Source organism: Shewanella chilikensis (assembly GCF_002836945.1).
Lineage (GTDB): Bacteria > Pseudomonadota > Gammaproteobacteria > Enterobacterales > Shewanellaceae > Shewanella > Shewanella chilikensis.
This window is the reverse complement of the sequence record NZ_NIJM01000005.1, coordinates 52252-75782: the sequence shown is the minus strand read 5'-3', so window position 1 is coordinate 75782 and position 23531 is coordinate 52252. Positions and strand designations below refer to the sequence as shown.

At 51.4% G+C, this 23531-nt stretch carries 24 protein-coding genes and 2 other RNA genes; 9 read left to right on the top strand and 17 right to left on the bottom strand.

What is annotated here, in order from left to right; translation table 11 throughout:
- Nucleotides 1-186: 186 nt before the first annotated feature.
- Nucleotides 187-2556: a DNA polymerase II gene (locus tag CX651_RS03025; RefSeq protein ID WP_101053410.1), complete on the bottom strand. Its 2370-nt coding sequence runs from the start codon at nt 2554-2556 to the stop codon at nt 187-189.
- Nucleotides 2557-2642: 86 nt separating this feature from the next.
- On the opposite strand from CX651_RS03025, the gene dinG reads away from it, so the two are divergent.
- From dinG to CX651_RS02995, 6 genes are all read left to right on the top strand, one after another.
- On the top strand, nt 2643-4715 hold the full coding sequence (dinG, locus tag CX651_RS03020; RefSeq protein ID WP_101053408.1) for an ATP-dependent DNA helicase DinG: 2073 nt from the start codon (nt 2643-2645) through the stop codon (nt 4713-4715).
- Between the two features lie 21 nt (nt 4716-4736).
- On the top strand, nt 4737-5510 hold the full coding sequence (locus CX651_RS03015) for a TSUP family transporter (RefSeq protein ID WP_101053406.1): 774 nt from the start codon (nt 4737-4739) through the stop codon (nt 5508-5510).
- On the top strand, nt 5507-6169 hold the full coding sequence (locus tag CX651_RS03010; RefSeq protein ID WP_101053404.1) for a primosomal replication protein: 663 nt from the start codon (nt 5507-5509) through the stop codon (nt 6167-6169). Before CX651_RS03015 ends, CX651_RS03010 begins: the two co-directional genes overlap by 4 nt.
- 9 nt (nt 6170-6178) lie before the next feature.
- The gene (locus tag CX651_RS03005; protein WP_101053402.1) at nt 6179-6874 is read left to right on the top strand and encodes a DUF2057 domain-containing protein; all 696 of its coding nucleotides are present in this window, start codon (nt 6179-6181) and stop codon (nt 6872-6874) included.
- Between the two features lie 3 nt (nt 6875-6877).
- On the top strand, nt 6878-7783 hold the full coding sequence (locus CX651_RS03000; protein WP_101053400.1) for a histone deacetylase family protein: 906 nt from the start codon (nt 6878-6880) through the stop codon (nt 7781-7783).
- Nucleotides 7784-7844: 61 nt separating this feature from the next.
- The gene (locus tag CX651_RS02995; RefSeq protein ID WP_101053398.1) at nt 7845-8135 is read left to right on the top strand and encodes a late competence development ComFB family protein; all 291 of its coding nucleotides are present in this window, start codon (nt 7845-7847) and stop codon (nt 8133-8135) included.
- Nucleotides 8136-8498: 363 nt separating this feature from the next.
- Here CX651_RS02995 and ffs (CX651_RS02990) read toward each other — a convergent pair.
- Together ffs (CX651_RS02990) and CX651_RS02985 are read right to left on the bottom strand one after the other, a co-directional pair.
- An RNA gene (gene ffs / locus CX651_RS02990) (signal recognition particle sRNA small type) lies at nt 8499-8596 on the bottom strand.
- A gap of 352 nt (nt 8597-8948) precedes the next feature.
- Nucleotides 8949-9782, bottom strand: coding sequence for a DUF6236 family protein (locus CX651_RS02985; RefSeq protein ID WP_101053396.1), 834 nt, complete (start codon nt 9780-9782; stop codon nt 8949-8951).
- A gap of 446 nt (nt 9783-10228) precedes the next feature.
- Here CX651_RS02985 and CX651_RS02980 point away from each other — a divergent pair, with 446 nt between their 5' ends.
- The gene (locus CX651_RS02980; RefSeq protein WP_308427923.1) at nt 10229-10864 is read left to right on the top strand and encodes a recombinase family protein; all 636 of its coding nucleotides are present in this window, start codon (nt 10229-10231) and stop codon (nt 10862-10864) included.
- Between the two features lie 62 nt (nt 10865-10926).
- Here the strand turns inward: CX651_RS02980 and CX651_RS20230 are convergent, their stop codons facing one another.
- The 8 genes from CX651_RS20230 to CX651_RS02945 all read right to left on the bottom strand — a co-directional run bounded on the left by CX651_RS20230 (nt 10927) and on the right by CX651_RS02945 (nt 15043).
- A complete protein-coding gene (locus tag CX651_RS20230; RefSeq protein WP_257581628.1) occupies nt 10927-11049 on the bottom strand; it encodes a hypothetical protein in 123 nt (40 codons plus the stop codon).
- 510 nt (nt 11050-11559) lie between these two features.
- Nucleotides 11560-11820 (bottom strand): hypothetical protein, encoded by a 261-nt coding sequence (locus CX651_RS02975; protein ID WP_101053394.1) that lies wholly within the window; start codon nt 11818-11820, stop codon nt 11560-11562.
- 216 nt (nt 11821-12036) lie between these two features.
- Nucleotides 12037-12255 (bottom strand): hypothetical protein, encoded by a 219-nt coding sequence (locus tag CX651_RS02970; protein WP_045282675.1) that lies wholly within the window; start codon nt 12253-12255, stop codon nt 12037-12039.
- A complete protein-coding gene (locus tag CX651_RS02965) occupies nt 12252-12704 on the bottom strand; it encodes a Rha family transcriptional regulator (protein ID WP_101053392.1) in 453 nt (150 codons plus the stop codon). The genes CX651_RS02970 and CX651_RS02965 overlap by 4 nt, the downstream gene beginning before the upstream one ends.
- Nucleotides 12705-12757: 53 nt before the next feature.
- Nucleotides 12758-13114, bottom strand: a complete 357-nt coding sequence (locus tag CX651_RS02960; RefSeq protein ID WP_268249206.1) for a BRO-N domain-containing protein — start codon at nt 13112-13114, stop codon at nt 12758-12760.
- Nucleotides 13115-13179: 65 nt separating this feature from the next.
- The gene (locus tag CX651_RS02955; RefSeq protein ID WP_146225987.1) at nt 13180-14385 is read right to left on the bottom strand and encodes a site-specific integrase; all 1206 of its coding nucleotides are present in this window, start codon (nt 14383-14385) and stop codon (nt 13180-13182) included.
- A 107-nt stretch (nt 14386-14492) separates the two neighbouring features.
- Nucleotides 14493-14589, bottom strand: an RNA gene (gene ffs, locus CX651_RS02950) — signal recognition particle sRNA small type.
- A 145-nt stretch (nt 14590-14734) separates the two neighbouring features.
- Entirely contained in the window at nt 14735-15043 is a 309-nt protein-coding gene (locus tag CX651_RS02945) for a ComEA family DNA-binding protein (protein ID WP_101053386.1), read from the bottom strand.
- A gap of 379 nt (nt 15044-15422) precedes the next feature.
- On the opposite strand from CX651_RS02945, the gene CX651_RS02940 reads away from it, so the two are divergent.
- Nucleotides 15423-16817: a DASS family sodium-coupled anion symporter gene (locus CX651_RS02940; RefSeq protein ID WP_101053384.1), complete on the top strand. Its 1395-nt coding sequence runs from the start codon at nt 15423-15425 to the stop codon at nt 16815-16817.
- 49 nt (nt 16818-16866) lie between these two features.
- Here CX651_RS02940 and CX651_RS02935 read toward each other — a convergent pair whose 3' ends face one another.
- The 6 genes from CX651_RS02935 to pspA all read right to left on the bottom strand — a co-directional run bounded on the left by CX651_RS02935 (nt 16867) and on the right by pspA (nt 22137).
- A complete protein-coding gene (locus CX651_RS02935; RefSeq protein ID WP_101053382.1) occupies nt 16867-18060 on the bottom strand; it encodes a trans-sulfuration enzyme family protein in 1194 nt (397 codons plus the stop codon).
- A gap of 129 nt (nt 18061-18189) precedes the next feature.
- Complete coding sequence (locus CX651_RS02930; RefSeq protein WP_101053380.1) at nt 18190-19323, bottom strand: TIGR01620 family protein; 1134 nt, start codon at nt 19321-19323, stop codon at nt 18190-18192.
- 3 nt (nt 19324-19326) lie between these two features.
- Nucleotides 19327-20763 carry a YcjX family GTP-binding protein gene (locus CX651_RS02925; protein WP_101053378.1) on the bottom strand — a complete coding sequence of 479 codons (1437 nt, stop codon included), beginning with the start codon at nt 20761-20763 and terminating at the stop codon, nt 19327-19329.
- 54 nt (nt 20764-20817) lie between these two features.
- The gene (gene pspC / locus CX651_RS02920) at nt 20818-21207 is read right to left on the bottom strand and encodes an envelope stress response membrane protein PspC (protein WP_101053376.1); all 390 of its coding nucleotides are present in this window, start codon (nt 21205-21207) and stop codon (nt 20818-20820) included.
- Nucleotides 21200-21433: an envelope stress response membrane protein PspB gene (gene pspB / locus CX651_RS02915; RefSeq protein ID WP_101053374.1), complete on the bottom strand. Its 234-nt coding sequence runs from the start codon at nt 21431-21433 to the stop codon at nt 21200-21202. Before pspB ends, pspC begins: the two co-directional genes overlap by 8 nt.
- Before the next feature lie 20 nt (nt 21434-21453).
- Nucleotides 21454-22137, bottom strand: a complete 684-nt coding sequence (gene pspA, locus CX651_RS02910) for a phage shock protein PspA (protein ID WP_039033897.1) — start codon at nt 22135-22137, stop codon at nt 21454-21456.
- A 179-nt stretch (nt 22138-22316) separates the two neighbouring features.
- Here pspA and pspF point away from each other — a divergent pair, with 179 nt between their 5' ends.
- Nucleotides 22317-23396 (top strand): phage shock protein operon transcriptional activator, encoded by a 1080-nt coding sequence (pspF, locus tag CX651_RS02905; RefSeq protein WP_101053372.1) that lies wholly within the window; start codon nt 22317-22319, stop codon nt 23394-23396.
- Nucleotides 23397-23531 lie beyond the last annotated feature (135 nt).

The following is a 23531-nucleotide window of genomic DNA, read 5'->3' as shown; positions in this document are numbered from 1 at the left end:
GCCTACCCCATTCCGTTGTTTTATTTCCTTCCAAGGGGAGCGAAGATTAGCAAAAGCTCCGTAAAGCGGCAAAGATAAAAATCACATTTTTTATTACTTTTGCCTTAAAAAAAACCATAAAGGTCGTAAAAATCCAGAAATAAAACCATACATTAACTTTGTTAACTTTTTGAAACAACTTTAGTGTCAGATTAAACTCAGCTGTCCAGTGCTGATTGAGGTAAAACTTTCTTTCATTATGGAAAGTATTGGATCGGCTATCGGCTTGATTTGCCTTTCAATATAGTAGTCATAATCAATGGCTGAACGTCTGAGGGAAACTGCTTCGGGGCCATTGATTGTTACCAGATAATTAATCCGGGTGCCCAAACGGCCATAACTCAAATCGCCGGTGTGCTCCAACAGTTGTCTGGCCGCCTTGACATGGGGTGATGCCTTGGCCTGATAGGCATCCAATTTACGCCTTAGTCGCTTGGAGAAAATAAGCTCATTATCATAGTCACCGCGTTTGAGCGCTTCTATTTCTGTGGCCAGAAAGCCCACCACATCCAAATGATTGAACATACGCCGGTACAACTCGTATTGAATCCGTCTGGCCAAAGGGCTCCAGTCACTGCGAACCTGCTCCATGCCTTTGAAGATGATATCCAACTGACCTTGGCTATTGCGGCTGGCACCGACATAGCGCTTTTTGGAGCCTTCTTTCGAATCTCTGAGGGTGGGCATCAGAAACTGTTCATAATGGCGCTCAAACTCGAGTTCCAGATGACTCTGCAGCTGAAAATTATCCGCCAAATGTTGTTGCCACTTGGCGGTTACCCTGGCAGCCAACGCCCTGCCGAAGGCTTGCGGATCTGTAATGTCATGCTGCTGTCCCAGCCAAACAAATGTCGAATCTGTGTCGCCATAGATGACACTCATGCCTTCATCCTCAATCCAACGTTTGGTCTGCTGCATGATTTCATGACCGCGCATGGTAATTGAGCTTGCCAATCGGGCATCGTGGAACACACAGCCCCGAGAGCCCAGTACCCCATAAAGCGAATTCATGATGATCTTGATTGCCTGAGACAGGGGCGCATTGGCTTGGGCCTTGGCACTTTCCCGCTCTTGGGCCAACTTGGCAATAAGCGTTGGCAATATAGGTTGTTTACGGCTGAATCTTGCACCGAGAAAACCGGGTACCGTCTCGGCTTCGGGTTCACCCATACCCAACACCAGCCCCATGGGGTCGATTAAAAAAGTACGGATGATCGAAGGATATAGACTCTTGAAGTCCAGCACCAGAATGTCCCGGTAAAGGCCCGGAATGGAGTCCATCACATAGCCGCCGGGACTCTCCAGGCCGTCACTGGCCGGTGCTGCTGGCGCCACAAATCCGGCCCGGTGCAAGTGTGGCAGGTAGAGATGATTGAACGCCGCCACCGAAGCCCCTACCCGACCAAACTCCAACCCGGTCAGTTGCGCCCGGGCCAAGGCAAAATTCAATAAATCGGTTTTATCGAAAATATCCAGTACCAGACGGCAATCGGTCAGATTGTAGTGGGCCAATGCCAATTTATCCTCTTGAAAGAGCTGGCTTATCTCCTGGCCGCGATCTTCAACTTTATCTATCGCCTTGCCTTCACTCAAGAGTGCGCGGGAGACGAACTCGAGCGAATAGCGCTCAAACTGATAGAAGGCGGCCTTGAGCCAGTCTATACCGTCCAGCACCACTCTTCCGGGCAAGGAGAGGGTTTCCGGCCGATACTTGCCTTCTACCAACCAGGACATGGGCACGCCTCCCCGCCCAAGCCGTGCTTCTATGCCATGATGGACGTAGCGTCGGCTCAGCAGTGCCAGGTCAAAATTGACAACCGACCAACCTATTATGATGTCCGGATCCCAGAGACTGAACCAGTCAATCAAAGCCTGCAACAGGGCTGCTTCATCCCTGACCCAGTGGATATAGTCAGGCCCGCCCTGGGCTTGACCTATCATGTACACCCGCTGAAACAGCGCTCCATCGCGGTCACGACCGTAGAGTCCGGCGGAATAGAGCTCGCCCTGCATGCTGCATTCAAGATCGAGGGAAATAACAGCCAGTTCTATATTGTTGAGCGAGGCTTTCCTGGCGCGGCTGGCAACAAACCGTTGCAGCGCGCCGCTTTCCTCGCTAAAATAACCGTAAAACTCGGCATCGAGCGCAATAAAGCGTTCAATCAAGAAACGCTGCTGGGGTTTAAGATCGGCTTCATATAAGGGCATTCCCTGATCCTGGGCCTGCTTTTGCAGTAACCGCATCTGTTGCCGACTGCGACTGTAAAGCGCCGCAACCTTCTCTTTGGCGAAGTTTCTCAGCGCCAACGGCTGGGCCCGTACCTGGCTTAAACTCTGGCATAAAACCGCCGCATCCTTCTCTTTGGCAAAGCAAACCTGTTCCTGCTCCGGCACCTCAACCAACACAGGCCCCTGCTCGGTGGCCAGATAGTATTGCAGGCATAATCCCTCATTTCTCTGAGCCAGATGACGGGTAAGAATACGACCCTTAAGGGTTTGCGGCGTGTTTTGGGGCATGTGTCGGGACAATCGCGTTTTAGTGGTTTATTAGCATAAGAAATTACTGGTATTATATACAGGATAATTTTCCAGAACCGAGTCTCATGCTAGCAGCCCATGTAAAGACCCAGATCCGTGAGATCTACAAGGACATTGCCTCCGCACTGCCCAACTTCCGTTCCCGCCGGGAGCAGAATTATATGGTGGCGGAGATCTCCAAAACACTTGCCGGTGAATACGACAAGCAGCGGCGGATCATGGTGATTGAAGCAGGCACTGGTATAGGTAAATCCCTGGCCTATATTCTGGGAACCATACCCCTGGCGCTGGCCAGCAAGAAAAAAGTCTGTATTGCCACCGCCACAGTGGCGCTGCAGGAACAGTTGCTGCATAAAGATCTGCCGTTTTTTCTGCAACACTCCAAGCTCAACTTCCGTTACGGTCTGGTCAAAGGGCGTCAGCGTTACGTATGCTTGGCCAAGCTTGAGATGTTGGTCGGTGACGGCAACGGCAGCCAGATGGCCATGTGGCAAACCAAGCCGGATACCTCACAGGTTGAGCAGTTGCAGGCTCTGCTCAAAGACTATCAGGATGGCCGCTGGAATGGTGAACTTGATACCCTCAAAACGCCGCTGCCAGACCACCTGTGGCAGCAGATAGCCTGTGACAAACACAGCTGTCATCGCCAACTGGCCAGTCACAGCCACTGCCCCTTCCACAAGGCCCGCGAAGATATTGACACCTGGGATGTGCTTATTGCCAACCATAGTTTATTACTGGCCGACCTTGAACTGGGTGGCGGTGTGATTCTGCCGGACCCGGAAGAAGTTTATTACGTTATCGACGAAGCCCATCACCTGCCGAATGTGGCCAGGGATTTCTCCAGCGCCCAGGCCACGCTCAGAGGGGCCTGTGATTGGCTGGAGAAAGTCAGCAAGACCACTGCAAAACTGCAAAACCAAATAAAGAGCAACAATATCATCGCCCCGGCGCAGGCGATGTTGGATCGCATCGAAGAGTTAACCGGTCTGCTGAATCAGGTTGCCCACTACTGTGATACCCAACCCAAACTCTTTGCCAACCCGGAAAACCGCCTGCGGTTCGAACATGGCAAGCTGCCGGACGCCCTGTTGATCCAGGCAGAAAACCTGGCCACGGCCTCCAACGATGCCCTCAAGCAATTCAACAAGATGCAGGCTATCCTCAGCGAAAGCGTCAAGGATGGTGAATTGCCAAGGCATCAGGCCGAAGCCCTCTTGAGTGAAACCGGCTTTATGATGCAGCGCCTGGAAAACCTGCAAAAGCTCTGGAAAATGATGGCCAAGGAGGACAACCCCAAAGGTGCCCCCACCGCCCGCTGGATTGAAGCCCTCAGCGGCAAGCAGCAGGACTACCTTTTCAGTGCATCGCCAATCGAAGTCGGCTATATGCTGGAACATATGTTGTGGGAAAAAGCCGCCGGCGTCGTGCTATGTAGCGCCACTCTCAGAGCACTGAACCGCTTTGAGCATTTTGCCTATCAGGTTGGCCTGTCACTCAATGATGGCAGTCGCTATCTGGCGCTGCAATCTCCTTTCGATTTTGAAAACAACGCCACTCTCTACCTGCCGAAAATGCGCACTGAGCCAACCGAAGACACCTACACAGAAGAACTCGCCAGCCAGATAAAGCAGTTGGTGGAGGGTGAAATGGCCACTCTGGTACTGTTTGCCTCCTACTGGCAGATGGAAAAGGTGGCCGATCTACTGCGCAACAAGCTGGTATCAGAACCACTGATCCAGGGCAGTGCCCCACGCCAGCATCTACTCGAGCAGCATAAGCAGAAATGTGACAAAGGTGAGCCCAGCATTATCTTTGGTACCGGCAGTTTTTCCGAGGGTCTCGACCTTCCCGGCGACTACCTGACCAATTTAATAGTGACCAAGCTACCGTTTGCCGTGCCAACCTCGCCGGTAGAGCAGGCCCATGCAGAATATGTCAAAATGAAAGGCGGTAACCCGTTTTTACAATTGACTATTCCGGATGCGTCACGGAAACTCATCCAGAGTTGCGGCCGCCTGTTGCGAAAAGAGCAGGACTATGGCCGAATAACCATATTGGACAGGCGTTTGGTAACCAAAAGATACGGATCGTCGCTGCTCGATGCCCTGCCGCCTTACCGCCGCGTTATCGAATGATGCGCTCAATCAGGATGTAAAGTGGATATTCTGCTCGAACCCAGCAGCTGGGCCATATTGGCCGCAGTCGGCCTGCTGGCCGGATTTATTGATGCCGTAGTCGGTGGCGGCGGCCTGCTGTCCATTCCTGCCTTGCTGACCGTGGGCATGCCGCCTCATCTGGCTCTGGGGACCAATAAGCTGGCTGCCTGCTTCGGCTCCTCCATGGCGGCATTTACCTATTACCGCAAGCAGTTGCTGACGCCAAAGTTCTGGCTGTTCGCCTTTATTGCCACCGCCATAGGCGCCGTTATCGGCAGCATTGCCGTTTATCTCATCGATACCCGTTGGCTGGAAAAAATTCTGCCACTACTTATTATCGCCATCGCACTCTATTCGCTGTTTTCACCCGGAGCCATGGGCTGTAGCCAGTGTAAACCCGTCACCGAAACGCCGGCAAAACATAAACAGATACTTCAGGGGCTGGGGCTTGGCGCCTACGACGGCTTTGCCGGCCCGGGCATTGGCGCCTTTTGGGCGGTCAGCTCGACCGCACTTTACCGCCTGCCCTTCCTGCACAGCAGCGCCTTGGCCAGGGCAATGACTTTTGTCAGCAATATCACGGCATTGATGATTTTCCTACTGCTAGGTAAAGTGCACCTTTTGGTCGGTGTGGTGATGGGCTTGTGTATGATGCTGGGTTCTTATATCGGCGCTCACTCGGCTATCCGCTTCGGAATGCCGTTTATCAGGCCACTCTTTATTGCTATTGTGGTGCTTATCGCCGCCAATCTAGCCTGGAGTGCCTGGTTTTGAACACCAATCAACTGGTACAACGCCTGCGGGAACAACTCAGGCAGTTGGAGCAAGAAGTGCTGCAACATGATGCTTCTTTACCAGCGGCGCAGCGCAAACTGCTGCAGGATACTGAACGCTTCAACAGCGAACTGTTTATTCAGCATGGTGCCCAGCTCTATCCCTGTGTGGAACAGCTGCACAAGAGCATAGATCAGCTGGAAAAACAGTTGCGCCATCAGTTGGCCCAACACACTATAGCCTTAAGCTGCGAGCGTATTCAGGACAGGTTTGTCGCCCTGAAACGGGCCCTTGGCACCACAGGTCTCAACGCCAGGGTCCAGAAGCTACAGCAGGCCAGCAAGCGGAGAAGCTACCAACAACGTCAGGGCCGCCGACACCAGGAAAGTGGTTTTGGCTGGATAGCTGCAGGTGTTATGCAAAACAGCCATCAATTGTACGAAGAGCTGAACAAACATCTGAACTGGGCCAAAAAAATAGAACAAAAGATTGAACAATTGCAATCAAAGCTTGAAAACTGTCATAGTACTGACAAAATCCCCGTCCAGAATGACATCCTTTTGATGCATCGCCGCCTCGGTAAGTGCAGGCAGGCGATCAGCTATATTGAAGATCGCATTCAGGCATTTGAACGTCCGCATCAGAGTTACAATCGTTAAGGAGCAACAATGAAACTACGCTTGACCGCCTCGGCCATACTGGCCCTGCTCAGCACTTCCTCGGTATTTGCGGCCAATCTGACCATCCCTATGTCTTTTGAATATCTGGCTCTGGATGGCAAAGAAATTGAAACCAGCAACTTCAACCACAAATCTGAGCTGGCACTGTCCGAAGGTGTCCACAAGATTGCTATTCGTTATCATGACATGGTCGATGATGAGTTTTCCGACAGTCAAAGCTTCGTTAAGTCTTCTCCTTTCATTCTGACCTTGAAAGCCGAAGGCGACAACGAGTACATCCTTAAGCCTGCCGATGGTGACTACGTCAAAAAACCCAAAGAGTTTGCCAAAACCCCTCAGGTCGTCATTACCCGCGCCGATAAGGGCCAGGTCAACTACCAGGTGGAACTGACTCAACTGAAAGAAACCACTTTCCTGTCACAGCTGTTCAATGGCAACAAGGGTCCAGATGTTGAAACCGCCGCTGCAGCCGTAACCTCAGGTAACATGGCCGCCAACCAACCTGTGGCACCTGTATCCCAGCCATCACCTGTCAGTGCCATGACAATGCCAGCAGCTTCCAAGGCCAGTGGCCAAGGTGGTGACAGTGCCGCCCATGCCCAGCAAATGCTGCAATACTGGTGGTTACAGGCCGATGAAGCGACTCGCAAAGAGTTCATGAGCTGGGCCATCAAACAGCTCTGATAGATGCTCCCTTTGGTGTATCACGCCAGCTATTCTAGGCTGGCGTTACCATCCCGGCACAGATTTCCAATCAGCAAATATCAACGCCTGTTTGAGTATCTGTGCCAAACTCCATTTTCCGGGCAATTTAGCCTCTGTTCCCCAAAGCCTGCAAACCAAACTGCCCTCGCCTCTGTGCATTGTCCTCTATATGTTGCCGGGTTTATGCACAACCAGTTGGATCCTAAGGCAATGCGCCGCATAGGCTTTCCCTGGAGCGAGCATCTGCTAGCGCGGACACTGCACTCAGTCGCCGGTACTGAGCTGGCGGCGCGAAAAGCGCTCGAGCACGGCATAGCGCTGCATATCAGCGGTGGTTACCATCACGCTCACCAAAACTTTGGCAGCGGTTACTGTATTTTCAACGACCTGGTCTACAGTGCCAGACGCATGATAAACCAAGGGCTGGCGGACAAGATTTTGATTATCGACTGCGACGTCCATCAAGGCGACGGCACAGCCACCATGACAGCCGGCGATGCGAACATCATCAGTTGCTCAATACACTGCCGACAAAACTTCCCCGCCCGTAAAGCAGACTCTCACTATGATATCGAGCTTGAAAAAGGAGCTGCTGATGACGAGTACCTCTCAACGCTGGAGCAGATACTGCCTTTGCTGCTCTTGACTCATAGGCCGGATCTCATTCTTTATGACGCTGGGGTCGATGTGCATGCTGAAGATGAACTCGGTTTGCTGCAGCTCAGCCTTGAGGGCATATTCAAACGGGATATGAGCGTATTGCGTCATGCCAGAGACGCGGCAATACCAATAGCCTGTGTCACGGGAGGCGGATACTGCAAAGACCCTCTACAATTAACATTCAGACACAGTCAATTATTTCGCGCCGCGACTAAGCTGTATCGCTAAAGGCTACGAACCAATTGCTACCAACCAAGCCTAACGCAGCAAAACTTTGGGAGCGTCACCTATGCAGCTAGAGATCCGCAACTACTACGAAGTGATGTTAATGGAAATCCTCGCTGAAGAGGGGTTGATGGATGAGCTGCCAACCGACTATGTGGCAGATCTGGCTTGTATCACGCTCAATCAACTACCGGTGCGCTACATTCACCATCTGGTGGACACCTATTTCTACGGCGACTACCAAGAGCAAGATAGAATGCGCAACGAGATCTACCAGGCATTAGAGAAATCGCGGGCGTTTTTGAAATCCAAATTGCCCCCGAAACTGGAAACCGAGCAGCAAGCGCTGGGGTAGCACAGGCCCAGTTATCAAGAAACACGGATAACTCTGGGTTTGAGCCTCACCAGCGGAAATAAAGTCGCCGCTCTGCTGCTATTTTTTTACTTCTTGGCGGTCTTGTTTTGGCCGTTAATGAGGTGGTAGCCAAGCCATCGCAGTCCATGTAGCCAGCTGTTTATACCAAACGAAAGTGTTAATGGTAGCCATTGGCGCGTCTTCGCTATAGAGGGGCTGCGCTTCTGGCGCATCAAATATCGTGTCGGGAGTAACAGAGATAAGGGTGGAAATCGGCTTTAGCTAGACTCAAAGTGTACCACCTTGTGTATCACCAAGGTTTATCTCAAGCTAACCATTTGAAAAGGTTTGGAATTGGAGGTTCCCCCAGAGCCACACCCCGGCACATGAGTCACTTGCTACGGTTGCTCCCTTCCGGGCCTGGCCGGGTTCACAAGTTATCATTGCGGGGAGGACGCGAGGTAAGCATCCATTCACACGCTTGAAGACACCTAAGTGGATTAATCTGTTGAATGACCCACAATTTGTATCCCTTACTCTAGCTCCAAGTCAACACTTTAGTGTCTACAAAATAGACGTCCATGATACTCTTGCCGATAATTAGACAAAGACAGTATTGAAAATGGGTTAGTGAGCAATCAGTCACTTTTCGAAGTGGGCCCTCAAGCCCTAGCGCGAAGCTATCGACTAGCAAATATTTCTCTGAGGCTTAGCCACCAAGGACACGACTTTGCTAAAACACTAAACAACGAAGAAGTATTTGTTAAACTCCAGTCTGAGCTGAAAGATGCAGGGCAAACTGAGGACAGTAGTTTATATAAGCTCCTTTCTCGCATGAGCCACGTAAGCGTATTGTTTGAGGTTGCGAGGAAGGACATTTGTATGGCGACCTTTATACAAACTAAACGCAATACCTGAACCGATAGCCAAGGCAGTCTTTACGTTGGATTCCAAAGGAAGCTCCATAGCCAAAAGAGCAGGAGCAACAAGGCCAAGAACTCCATCAGCCGTTAGTACATTGGTTGCGCAAGTCTTTAGTGTTGGATACCTACTCTCTGACATAACTCGATTGACTTCATTTAAGTCACGTTCAACCTTACGAATCTGTCGTTTAATAGCTTCAGAAGTGTCAGCAGTGAATATAGTTTGTTCTACCAGCTCATCAATACTGTCACGAAACTCTATTAACTCATCATGTCTCCGCTGTTTGAACTCAAGAATTTCCGCCAAAGGCACGTCTCCAGTAAACACCTGAATTGAATCAACTAGATGCAGACATAAAGTCGAATGAGCATGTTGACTTGGGCTGCTCATACCTAATGACTTCACTTCAGACGCTAAGCTCCACTTTGATTCATCTCTCATGGTTAGCTTTTGGAAAGCTGCTTCCTGCAACTCTATCCAATACTTAGCATCTCCACGGATTGAGCCGGAAAAATTAACTGTTTCGTATTTCGCTATTCCAGCTTCAATTAAATACTCATAATCAGGCCCCATCCCAAAGTGGAATATGTTACTTTGGGGACAAGCGATCTCATCCCAAAATAGTGCGTATTGCCTTAGTTTCTGTGGACTAAGTGGTTGATTTAAAGAGAAGCCACTATTACCAGCAGTAATATCCTGAGTAATTAACAATCCTTTTTTCATATATATATTCCTTATGGATAAAGTTTTCCCATTTCCTGGCAAATAGACACGGCACTGTGACAATGTAACAGTATTCGGTTCGGCTATTTATGGCGATTGAGGTGTAATGTAGGTTTAATGCATATACTGTATGCCACTATACACTGACACTATTGTAAACGATCAAGTGGCTGCCTTATCATAAGACATCCCATCATATTACTCCATGCGCATATCCTTCCATCTACTGAAGGGACAGGCATCGAAATACTAGAAAAATTTCTGAGGCCTTTCTAGATATAGCCTTTGCGCCAATTTCCCCCCGTACCCCCTATCGATTTATTTTCTGTCCTTCGTTTCCCCAAGACACTCTCAGGCCAACCACAGACACCATCCATAGGCTCAACAAACCATCGTTTTATGACACTAGGAATTGTGGGTCTTATCTGGTATCAACAAAATAGCACTTGACATTGTTGAACCCCAAGATCATTCTTGATACCGATTATGACACCACCGAGAGTGAACCCATGAGAACCTTTGCTTACTGTCGTGTTTCCACTGTCGAGCAGAATGCCGAGACTCAAGCCCACCAGCTCAAGGAGCGCATCCCAGAGCTACTGGATAGTCGTATCATTAGCGAGTCTATCTCTGGAGGCGTAGCAGCCATGGCTCGGCCAGCTTTCAAGAACCTAGTAGACCACAAGTTGGAAGCTGGAGACCGCCTAGTGGTCTTGAAGCTGGATAGATTGGGTCGGGATGCCATAGACGTGCTCCAGACCATACAGCATCTGACCTCAAGGGGGATTAGCGTCCAGTCCCTAGACTTGCCTGTGTCCGACCTCAGCACTCCTGAAGGTAAGCTGATGCTGTCCCTGATGACTGCCTTTGCCGAGTTCGAGAAGTCCCGCATTGTAGAGCGTACTCAGGAAGGACTCGCAAGGGCCAAGGCTGAAGGCAAGAAGCTTGGCCGCCCTGTAGCCAAGGGAACTACTGAGGCGGTGAAGAAAGCAAGAGAGCAAGGGCTGTCGCAATCCAAGGCAAGCGAGGTCTTGGGATTGTCTCTGGCGACAGTCAAGAGGCACTGGAATAAGAGCCTGTAAACGCTCTGGATGATCTGCTGTGGCCTCCAGAGTCTTGGATAGGCCAAAGGTATTACTGGAGGCTAATCGAGGCTCTGAGGCGTTCTGAGGATCTTCTGCATTCCTTGTCTCTGCCTCCCTGTTTTGGTGTTGTCACTGAGACCGCCTACGGTCATCAAGACCACCAGCAGGAGACCATCTGCCAATTGTCCCTCCATATACGACAGAGAAGCCAAGGTCACTTTGGGTTCTCCTTCGCTTCCTTTGGGCCACACAGTTTCCTCTGCTGTTTCAGTGGCCCTCCAAGGGACTTCGGGACTGCCATAGGTAATCCTCAACCCTCCGAAGTGTTGCTGTCTACGTGTATCGGTCTCCCTTACCTTAAGACTCCTCAGACCTAAGGATCCTCAAGACCAAGGTTCTCCTCAGCCAGTATAACCAATCAGGATAATATCCCTCCCAAGACAGAGCCTCAGACCTAAGGACACCTTAAGACCTAAGGATACCTCAAGACTACCTAAAGACGGGGGCTGGGCTAAATACCACATTTTCAGGTTTGTGTCTACACAATTTTGCGATAAATCTGAGCATTATTTACCCACCTAAGCAGGCAGCCTCAAGATTCCATTGCTGGTCGGGAGTGTCAGGCGTCAGTCCTGAGGGTCTCAAAGTCAAGCCAGAGGTCGCCTTAGTCGATGCCAGACTATGCATCCTGCTCAGTGATGGCCTTGGAGGTACAGTTCAGTGGCCCGTTGTTCATGGACAGACACCACGGTCTGGGCAATCTCTTGGGCTTCCTCAATGTCCCCGTTAGTCAGGGCGGTGAAGGCATCCACGACCACCATGTAGAACTCAACATCGCACCACATAGCGTAGGCATAGAGGGCTTCCTGAGTTGCCCATGTAGCGAAGCCTCTATCGGCCCCAAAGTTTTGCACCTGCAGTTTTGCAGGAGCACTTGTTTCCAGCGTAGGCATAGAGGGCTTCCTGAGTGGCTAAGGTTTGACTGTCTCGGCGGCCCAAATTAACGGGTGCAATTTTACCCTCGTTCTTAAAGAACACCTTCGCATTGCCTCGCCATTGCCCGGTTGTTTGGTCAGAGTGAGTTGGCTAGGGGGGTTAAACCTTCCTAGCTCTCTCTTTAGCAGGAGATACTCAGTCTATTGGCGCCTCCCTGCGCCTCTGGGCCATCCTTAGGCTGCTTTAAGGTAAGTACAGCAGTCGTCAGAGAAGATTACCGGGAGGCCCTCAGATAGTGCCTGCTTGGCTTCTTCTCGGGTGACCTCTTTCCAGTCCATGGCGGCTGGGTCTTTCTGTTTGACGTTGTGGGCCTCAGAGGTAAGCAAAGCTGGCAGCAGCTCGACCTCAGCAGCTAGTGGATGGGATTCATTAAAGATGTAGACCATAGTCATTGATTACCTCCTGTGTGTATGTGGTGTTCATCTGGTCGGCAAACATACCACCGCAAGATCTCACCTGAGACAATCAAGTCGTATACGCATGGATTTTTCGTGACGGTCATCACGGGTCTTCCAATCAACCGATCATCCCTTGATCGACAGTAAACCTTAGCGGCAATCATCTGAGCCGGGGTCATTTTGGGCAATTGGCGTTGCTTGGTCTCCAGCTCCAGCCAGCGGTCGATTACGGCGGCTCTACGACCTACGTCATAGCCACAGACCAAAATCTCGCACTCGCGGCGCGGCAGAAGATACTCAGTGACTTGCTTGTTTTGCTTGCTCAAGTAGGACGATTGAAATTTCAATTCTCCTACTCCAAGTTGCGCCAGCATGTTGCGGATGTCAGCACAGACGTTGAAATGTGTCTTGCCTGTCAGCTCGGCAATCTCGCGGCTTGACATAGTGGGTACGTTGTTGGTTGTCTAGACCCGTGGACGGTCATCAGCCCCCCCCTTCATTTCCCGTTTATTCCCTTCTCCTCGCCCATGATGTAGGCACCGTCCTTACGGATTGCAGGTAGCACTGTGCCACATACCCAGTCTTGGAAGGCTTGGGCAGACGGCAGGTTGGAACGCATGACCAGACGGTAAAGGTCTGACTCAGGGATGATGTTTAAAGATGGTGCCTTGCCGAATGTGTCTTGTGTTTCATAAGACACATCCTTGCGGGTAATCTGGATGCGGTTAGGGCAGTGGTTTGCCACTATGTTGCTGATAACCTTGCGCGGTGCTGCAGCATCTCGACCGTAGCCCAGTGCCTCAGCGACATCTTTAGCCACGAAATAAGGCTGACCATCCTTGAAGTCTGGGATTACACGGATAGTTGTTACTTCCCTATTTTTTACTCAGGATGAGCTCAGCTTTGAGTCTACAGCCCTCATTCCCAATCCAGAGCCTCAACCACTCTGAGCAGGTTGTTTACCTTGTACTCCTTCCCGTAGCGGTCGAAGGTAATTGAACCATGGGAATGCCCCAATAACCCGGCGACCAAATCAGAGCTAAACTCCTTGCGCTTCAACTGAGTTGCCACCGCATGGCGTATACCGTGCAAGGTCTCTCGCTCTCCCCAGTCCAGTTTCCTTTTGAAGTTGTGGAACCACTTAGAAACAGCATGGGAGTAACCCCGAGCCTCCTGTTTAGGCAACTCAGGGAACAGGCGCTGATGACCTAGGCTTCGCTGTCTCTCAACAAAGTGCAGGAAGCCCAGAGCTATCAGCTTAGGGTGAATGGGGATGGCCCTCTCGCTGCTTGGGGTCTTAATTGATTGGTCTGGGTGATTGGCTCGGATAAGGATGCACGGATGACCATCAATTACCGTGAAATCATCCAGATACAACTGAGCCAACTCCCCGACTCTGGCCCCAGTGTACGCCGCAAGCCGAGGCACCCAGTACCTGTAGGCATACCTTTTGGCGTTACCTATGGGCAGTGCTTGGAATAACTGCTTGATTTGGAATGGAGTCAGCGCCTCCCGCTCTTTAGACACCTTCACCTTTGCCGACACACGAATGCTCATTCCTGCCATGGGATTGGGTGTCCCATAGTGAGCTGAGGCCCACTGCAACAAGGCGGTGACCCTAGTCAGATACTTGTTGATTGTCGCAACAGATAGGTCAGTCTTGGCACTGTAGTGCTGCTTATACCTCTGAGCCTGCTCCTTGGTGAACTGGTCAATCCTAAGGTCGCCCAGCAAGGCAATCATGTCTCTGAATGTCTTGCGGTTGACGCTCTCAGTATGTTTCGACCATGCACCACCCAAGACCTTTTCCCGGCTGTATTCATCCGCTATCTGACTCAACTTAGGTAACTGGGGGGATACGGGGGGAATCTCAGGAGGGACTGGGGCCGATACCACAGCACGACCTTGAGAAGACTCCAAGCTGGCTGATGGGGATTGTGTCGCCAATGCTTTGCCTTTAGCCAAGGCATGCAGAGCCTTAAGCACATCCCAAGATCTCAGGACAGCCTCGCGCTTGTCTTTAGTGGCAAGTGTCTTGCGAAGTTCACGTTTCCCTATGGCATCTCTACGGTCTTCAGGAACGACTACACGGGCATACCAGACACCATGTCGGGATCGATACAAGTAAGGAGCTGGATTAGAGGCTTTAGCTAGACTCAAAGTGGACCACCTTGTGGACCCCTTAGGTACTTTCAGCGCTAACCATTTGAAAAGGTTTGGAATTGGAGGTTCCCCCAGAGCCACACCCCGGCACATGAGTCACTTGCTACGGTTGCTCCCTTCCGGGCCTGGCCGGGTTCACAAGTTATCATTGCGGGGGGACCCTGGGGTCACCACAGATTTGCAGCCTTGCTGCAACGCCGTGGATTATCCACCATGCCCCCGCCGGGATCAAGGGAAATAACCTCCGTTTGCCCCCTAGTGCTTTTAAGTGAACATAAGATAAACAAAAACCTGTGTTTACCCTTACTCTTCAAAGTACCAATAGATGTTTATTCTGTTCGACCAGTTTAGCCCCAATCCCCTTCACTTGAGCCAACTCATCAATGGATTTGAATTTTCCTTGGCTGCTACGATATTCCACAATCGCTTTGGCCTTAGCTTCTCCAATCCCTTTCAGTAGCTGCAGCTCAGATTCCGAAGCAGTATTAATATTGATTTGGTGAACCTGTGCTTGGCCGGCTTGCGGGGTTTGTGAAGTTTTATCCTTGGTGGGCTCTCCGGCGTAAAGGGGGAAACTCAAACTAGTTGCAAGTAATAAAGCATAGAATGGTGTTTTCATTGAAGACTCCTTGTCATGGTCATTGAGGCCGAGATCCTTTTCCTTGGCCTAAGAGAAATGTAGACCAGCGCACGGATATTGCAAAATTATTGCAACTAGACATTAGTACAACAGCTTAATGTGACACGCATCACCGTTTTAAACTTTCATTCTCTTTCAGTAATATAGAGGCTGTGCCTCTTAGTTAACCGTTTGAAACAAAAAAACGCTCAAAGGCGATCAAAATTAGGTGATCCACCTCTCCAATTTTCCAATTTCGTGATAGATTCCTCATACAAATGTATTACGCAAGGTGGTTAAGTTACCCAATAAAGCCCTTTGCCAAATGTGAGCTATACCCTAAATTGCTTGCCATAAAAACAAGACGAGGAAGTTAAGAATGTCTTTAGAACAAACGGAAAGCTTACCCCCTTCGCAGACAGAGAAGAGCGTCCAACAACGTAACATGTTGATCTTAGCCGCAGATATCTTGCTGCTTTTCCTATTGCACAACTTTTTACCCTTTGAACCTGGGGTAAATACCGGTCTGTCTATCTTGGTATTTGCCGCTGTGCTCTGGCTTACTGAAGCCATTCATTTGAGTATCACGGCGATACTCATTCCGGTTCTGGCGGTATTTTTCGGTGTGTTTGAAACCAAAGCTGCCATGAGCAACTTTGCCAACCCAATTATCTATTTGTTTTTTGGTGGTTTTGTATTGGCTGCTGCCCTGCACCATCAAAAAATCGATACTCTTATAGCCCAAAAGGTGTTACTGGCTTCCAAGGGTAAACTCAGTATCGCCTGTATGATGCTGTTCGGAGTAACAGCTTTGCTGTCTATGTGGATCAGCAACACAGCCACAGCGGCCATGATGTTGCCTCTGGCACTGGGGATCTTGCAGCAACTGGATAGAGAGAGCCAACACAACACCTATGTCTTTATGCTGCTGGGTATCGCTTATTCGGCCAACATTGGTGGCATAGGCACTCTGGTAGGTAGTCCACCAAACGCCATTGCCGCTGCCCAAGCTGGCTTGAGCTTTAGCGACTGGCTGGAGTTTGGTCTCTTGACTGTGGCCTTGATGCTGCCAACCATGCTGATCGCCCTGTATCTGTATTTCAAACCGGACTTGTCGGTGGAATGCAAACTGGATATCGAAAATCAGAAACTGAGTTTCCAGGGAAAACTGACCCTGCTTATTTTCCTGGCCACAGTTTGCTGCTGGATCTTCAGTAAGCCCCTATCAGAGGCGCTCGGTGGTATCAGCCAGTTTGACACCATAGTCGCGCTTTCTGCAGTAGTTTTGCTGGCAGGACTTGGCTTGGTTGGTTGGAAAAAGATAGAAAAAACCACCGATTGGGGTGTACTGATACTGTTCGGCGGCGGTCTGACCCTGAGTGCCGTACTGAAAGCCACGGGTACCAGCGTCTTCCTGGCCCATTGGATGACAGACATTTTCGGCAGTACCCATATGTCGCTGTTCGTGTTCGCGGTCATTTTCTTTGTGGTCATGCTGACAGAGTTTGCCAGTAACACCGCGAGTGCTGCGCTGCTGGTACCTGTGTTTGCTGCTATCGCCGAAGCATTGGGGCTGTCGCCTGTGATGCTGTCAGTGCTCATAGGTATTTCGGCATCCTGCGCCTTTATGCTGCCGGTGGCCACGCCACCCAACGCCATTGTCTATGGCTCTGGCTACATAAAGCAGTCTGAAATGATGCGAGTCGGTGTTATCATCAACTTCATCAGTATGTTGGTGCTCTATATCATAGCCCACACCTTCTGGGGCATTTGATTCTCTCAAGCCCGAAAAGATAAGGCGAGCCATGCTCGCCTTATCCCTTTTAACTGATCACTGTCAGTGCCTGCTCCAGATCGGCTATCAGGTCATCCACATCCTCGAGCCCGGCCGATATTCGCAGCAGGCTGTCACCTATGCCGGCTTTAAGACGCGCCTCCTGAGTATAGGGGGAATGGGTCATGGACGCCGGGTGCTGAATAAGCGACTCACAATCTCCCAGACTCACAGCAATTTTGAATAGTGCCAGTCGATTGACAAAGGCCATGGACTGCTCCAAATCGGCCTTAAGCTCAAACGCCAACACCCCACCGGCCCTGCGCATCTGCGAGCCGATAAACTGATGGCCCGGATGGGAAACCAACCCGGGATAATGTACCTTGGCCACGGCTTGATGGGATTCGAGATACTGCGCCAGGCGCTCGGCATTATCGCAATGACGTTCGAGTCGCACCGAGAGGGTTTTCAGGCCTCGCAAAATCAACCAGGCATCGAAAGGCGATAGCACGGCGCCAATATCTTTTAGCTGTTGTTGCTTGATGGCCATTATCGCCGCCAGTGAGCCACAGATGATACCGGCAATAACATCGCCGTGGCCATTGAGATACTTGGTGGCGCTGTGAACAACAAGATCGATTCCCAACTGCAGTGGCTGCTGCAGCAACGGTGTCATAAAGGTGTTGTCCACTATGCTGGTCAGTTGATGGCGCTTGGCGATAGCGGCTATGGCGCGGAGATCATACACGGCCAGATGCGGGTTCACCGGGGTTTCGCAAAAAATCACCCGAGTGTTGGGGCGTATAGCCGCCTCGACGGCCGCGAGATCGGCAAAATCCACCAGAGACACCTCAATACCGAAGCGGGCAAACTGCTCTGTCATCAATGAAAAAGTGCAACCATAGACGGCCGAGGAAGCCAGCAGGTGGTCGCCACAGCTCAAGTATGCCAGCAAGGCCGCCGATACCGCGCCCATGCCGGACGCGGCAGCAGCTGCTGCTTCAGCGCCTTCAAGCAGCGCCAGACGCCGCTCAAGCTCGGCAACCGTCGGGTTACCCAAGCGGGTATAGATATAGCCCTCTTCTTCACCGGCAAAGCGGCGACCACCGCTTTGGGCTGTATCAAAACAGAAGGTGGCACTCTGATATAAAGGCGACACCAATGCCCCGGAAGACTCGCCAGAGTGGCCACCATGAATAGCCAGTGTGGCTGAGTGCAGTACTTTTGGCTGCTTGTGTTGCATGCTTAACTCCCCATGTCAGTCCGCCCATCCCTTATATTGTTATTCGGCTTCTCGCCCGGGATGATTCAGTTGTCCTGGCACCAACATACTGAGTCAGCAAGACTTGCCCAAATCGGCAAGCAAAAATCATTACCCCTTGGTTGTAAAATCTTTGTTACGTTCAGTTTTTCTGGCCAGCACTGAGGCGGAAAAATCCTTCAGTTCCAATAGTAGTTCTTTGTGGATCCGCGACAGTTTGGGCTTGCTGGCACTGGAAAATGCCAGCGGCCGACAAAGCGCCATCGCCTGATAGCCAAGTCTCGCCGTCAACAAACCGCCCCCCAGTCCCTGACCGAGCCGCGCCGAAAGCTTGCCGGACATCTCTACCGACAGCAATTGGGTACCCAAGTCGGTGGCAAGCTCTGTGGTGCCTGCATAGAGAATATTAACCAGGATCCCGCGGATCAGCCGAATACGGCTCCAATAACCCAGCTCTACCCCATAACAGCGGGCGATATCCTGGATCATCTTCTGATTGCGCCAGAGGATCAGCGCCATATCCAGTACCGCCAGCGGGCTGGCCGCCAACAACAGCGCCGATTCGGCCGCATAACGGCGCACCAGCTTCATTCCAACCTTGTCACGCTCGGTCAGCACTACCTGATCAAACAGTTGCAACTGCTCAGCATCATTCTGCTCCGGATTCAGCAGCGTCTGCAGCCTGTCCTGCTCCGGCCCCTTGGGCATCTGCTTGCAAATACCATAGATAAAATCGCGCGCTTCGCCCATCTGCATACTGCCGAGCAGGCGTTGCCCGGTTTGCTGAGTATCTTCCACCTGGCGCAGGCGTTTGAGTTTACGCCACTCCCCGAAACAAAGCTTGCCAACCCAGGCCAGCACCAAGGCTAGCACCAGGCTGTAAAAACCAAACAGCCAAGGGCTTTCCCGCCAGGCATCGATAAGACCAAGCAGTGTCTGCACCACAACAGCCGCCATCACGCCCAGCAGAGCCAAACGCGCCAACCAGGACCAGCGTTTGGGCTTGAGGGAGATGAGTTCATCTGCCTTGGGCTGTGCACTCAGCACTTGTTCCAGTTCGGCTTCTGTGGGGTATTCAACAAAGTCATCGCCTTGGAAATCCTTGGCCGCGGCCAATTCGACGGCGGATTCCGGCTGATGACTGAAAATTCTCTGCGGCGCCAACTCTGTGGTTTGCGCTTCATCAGCGTGACTGCCGTTGCCGGCAGCATTGTCAACACGCTTTTCTGAACTGTGTTTTGCCACGACTTACCTCAACTTGTCGCCCAAAAGAAACTCCAGCAGGTGATCGAGCCGGATATGTTCATAGCCTAGTTCCGGTTGGCTGTCGGGCGGCGCAAACTCACAGAAATGAAATCCCTGCCTTTGCCAAAACGCTTTCTCAGGCAAGGCTCTGGGCACCTCGCCCGGATACAGGGTCACCTTCTGGCCATCGCTCATGCGCCTGCCACAGACTACTTCCACTTCTGCGCCATCGGCATCTTTTACCATACCGTGACGGGTCGCCTTGATGGCGCTGATGGCCATGGTTTCCACCCTACTGCCGGCAAATCCGGCCTGTTGCCGACTGGGCGCCAGCATGGCACTGAGCAGTGACAACACATTGCCCTGCTGATCCCGGGTCACCTGATCGACTTTACTGGCGGCAAACAGCAGAGTATCTATTCGAGGAGCAAACAAACGGCGCAGCAAATTGGACTGGCCATACTGGAAGCTGGCGCTAATGGCATTGAGTGCTTCGGCCATATCTTCAAACTGCGCCTTGCCACGATTAAGGGCGCTGAAACAATCCACCAGAATTAACTGACGGTCGAAACCGGCAAAATACTCCTGATAGAAGGGCTTAACCACCTTGGCCAGATATTGCTGATATCTGTGCCTGAGCACCTGATAATTACTGCGACGTCCGGCCGATGCCAGTTGCTGTTTGTCTTTGAGTTGCTCGGGTAACAGGGGAAAAAAGGCCAAAAGTGGCGTACCGGCCAGTTCTCCGGGCAGCAACATTCGCCCCGGCTGTGCCTGATAAAACCCCTGTTGATGCACCAGATCCAGCAGTAGTAACCGATAACTTTCGGCAATGGCGGCCAGCGCCTGATCGTCGGCATCGGCGTACAAATCCAGCGCCGCCAGCGCTGCAGCAAATTTAGGGTAAAGAGGCGAGGCTTCCAGGGTTGATTGCCGAGCAAAACGGGTTTCGGACCAGCGGTTAAAGTCCTGACTCAACATGGGCAAGTCCAGCAACCACTCCCCGGGGTAATCGACTATGTCAAGATGCAGCTTGGCGCTGTCAGCCAATTTTGCCAGCATCCCTCTTGTAGGCACATATTTGAGCGTCAGCCGCAGCTCACTGATGCTGCGGGTCGATGCCGGCCAACTGGGCCTGGCCGCGGTCAAGCTGGCAATCGCCGCATCAAAGTCAAAACTGGCTATGGTCAAATCCGGCTGCAGCTCCCGCCTAACCCCGAGTAAACGTCCGTCGCGGCACACCTGAAATAGGGGTAAGCCCCTGCCATCAGCCTCAGTACCGGCGCGCAGCAGTCTATCCACCAGCGCGGTAATAAAGGCCGTCTTGCCGGCGCCGGAAAGGCCGGTAACCGCCAACCTAAGATGCCTGTCTGTAGTGCGCTGTGCCAACTCGCGGGTTTTATATTTGAGTTTGCCGAACTCTTGCCTGACGCTTGCCATAAGTCTCCTGATACAAACAAACGGGGCGGTAAACACCGCCCCTTGAACAAGGATTTATAGGTTGTTGAACTGTCTTTTCAACTCGAACTGCTCAGAGGTGACATGTTGTTCGAGTGCCCTGAGCCTATGCTCCAGCGATTGAAAGCGATTGCTTACATCTCTGAGCGCTTGCCCGGCGGGCTCCCCGGCTTGCCAGACCTTTTTCTTGACCCCAATGTCCTTATGGGTGTCTTTAGCTGTCCAAGGTTTGACATCCAGTATCATCCACAGCACCAGATAGGTGATAATCACCATTCCATAGCCACCGAGCACAAGGATTGAAACCGTAGCGACCCGAACCAACCAAGGTTCCAGATTAAAGTACTCGGCTACCCCGGCACAGACCCCGGCTATCTTCCTTTGCTGGGGAATGCGGTAAAGAGTACGCTTGCCTGATTCAGTCATGACGTTGCCTCCATTCCGGGGACTCGGCATCCAGGATGGCTTCCAGCGTTTCAATCCTTTGGCCCATCTTATCAGCTGTGTCTATCAAATCGTTAAGCTGTTTGAACTCTGCCTCGGTAAGCCCCTGGCTCACCTGACTTTTACTGCGATAATGCAGAATCAACCAGATTGGCGCCACAAAGATCATGAAGATAATCAGGGGTGCCAGCAGTAAGTCCATATCCATAAATCACCTCTGAGTCTGTATTATTTTTTGGTTTTGGCGCTATCGCCTTTCACCTTGGCCTTCAAGGCTTCCAGCTCGGCGCTGACAGAATCTTCGGCCTTGAGTGCCGCAAATTCCTCTTCCAGACTGGACTTCTTGCCACCCAGATCATAGGACTCAACTTCAGCCTCCAGACCTTCGATGCGACGCTCATACTGTTCAAACTTGAGCATGGCATTGTCGATTTTGCTGGAATCCAGCTGCTTTTTCACTTCCAGGCGTGAAGAAGCAGTTTGCTTGCGCATTATGATGGTCTTCTGGCGAGCCTTGGCATCGGCCAGCTTTTCCTGCAGTTGACCCACTTCCTCTTTCAGGCGGGCGATATGCTCTTCAACCACCTCGAGCTCTTGCTCCAGGGTTTGCGCCAGCGCTGCGGCTTTTTGCTTTTCAACCAGCGCGGCCTTGGCCAGATCTTCCCTGTCCTTGGTCAATGCCAGCTCGGCCTTTTCCTGCCAATCCTGCACCTGAAGCTGCACTTTGCCAATACGGCGGAGCAACTCTTTCTTCTCTGCCAATACTTTAGCCGAAGTAGAACGCACTTCAACCAGGGTATCTTCCATTTCCTGAATGATCAGGCGCACCATTTTTTCCGGATCTTCTGCCTTGTCCAGCAAGGCACTGATGTTGGCATTAATGATGTCGGCAAAACGTGTGAAAATTCCCATAATCCTGTCCTCTACATTTATTGTGGGTCTCGGTTCTTGTAATACAGATCCCGTGCCAACTTTTATTTTCTTAACAATATCAATTAGTTAATATAAATCTTAACTTTTGCTTTATTTATTTAACCTACCCGCATATTATGATTTTCACCAATTATTAGCGTTAAAGACTAACTGTTATCGTGGCCAATCCCTATCAGCAAGACAATCTTATCGGTCAATCCAATGCTCTGTTGGAGGTGTTGGAGCACGTTTCCCAAATCGCACCACTGTCCAAACCTGTGCTTATCATAGGTGAGCGGGGGACGGGTAAAGAGTTGATCGCCGAACGTCTGCACTATCTTTCCCAACGCTGGGATCAGAGTTTTATCAAGCTCAATTGTTCCTCTCTGAGTGAAAATCTACTGGAAAGTGAACTGTTTGGCCATGAGTCCGGCGCATTTACCGGCGCCAAGGGACGCCATGAAGGCCGCTTCGAGCGCGCCGACGGCGGCACCCTGTTTCTTGATGAGCTGGCCAATACGTCCGGCCTCATTCAGGAGAAGCTGCTGCGGGTCATTGAATATGGTGAATATGAAAGGGTGGGCGGCAGCAAGACCCTCAATGCCGATGTACGCCTAATCTGCGCAGCCAATGAAGACTTACCCAGTCTGGCGGAAGCTGGCGAGTTTCGAGCCGATCTGCTCGACCGTTTGGCGTTCGATGTGATTACCCTGCCGCCGCTGCGCTGCCGCCGGGAAGATATTCTGCCATTGGCCGAATACTTTGCCGTGGGCATGGCGCGCCAGCTCAAGCTGGAGCTGTTCACCGGTTTTGCCGCCGCAGCCGTGGCAACCATGATGGATCACAACTGGCCGGGTAATATTCGGGAGCTTAAAAATGCCATAGAGCGCAGCGTCTATCGCCATGGCCATAACCCCGAACCGATTGAGAACATAGTGCTCGACCCCTTTGCCTCGCCCTACCGGCCCACCAAGCGGGTCAAGACCCATAGTCGCCAGTTGGCGACTGCTGATGTTGGCAATGAAGTCCTTGCCGGCAGTGCCGCCGCACCGACGAGCGATAACCCGGAACCTTCGGCAAACCAGATACAGTTCCCGGTGGACTTCAAACAATGCTGTGAAGACTTCGAGACCGACCTGATTCAACGTGCGCTCAGTGCCAGCCAGTTCAATCAAAAGAAAACCGCCGAGCTACTGGGACTTAGCTACCATCAGCTCAGAGGCATACTGAAAAAATACAATTTGCTCGATAAGGCATAAGCCGATTGCCCAGGTAACGGCTGCACTGCTAAAATGTTCGGTCAACATCTGAATAACTAACGATTTTGTAATGAATCTGCTGACGTTAAGCCCCGGGCGAGGCTCTGATGCAATGGCGCAAGTCTCCAGGAGCAA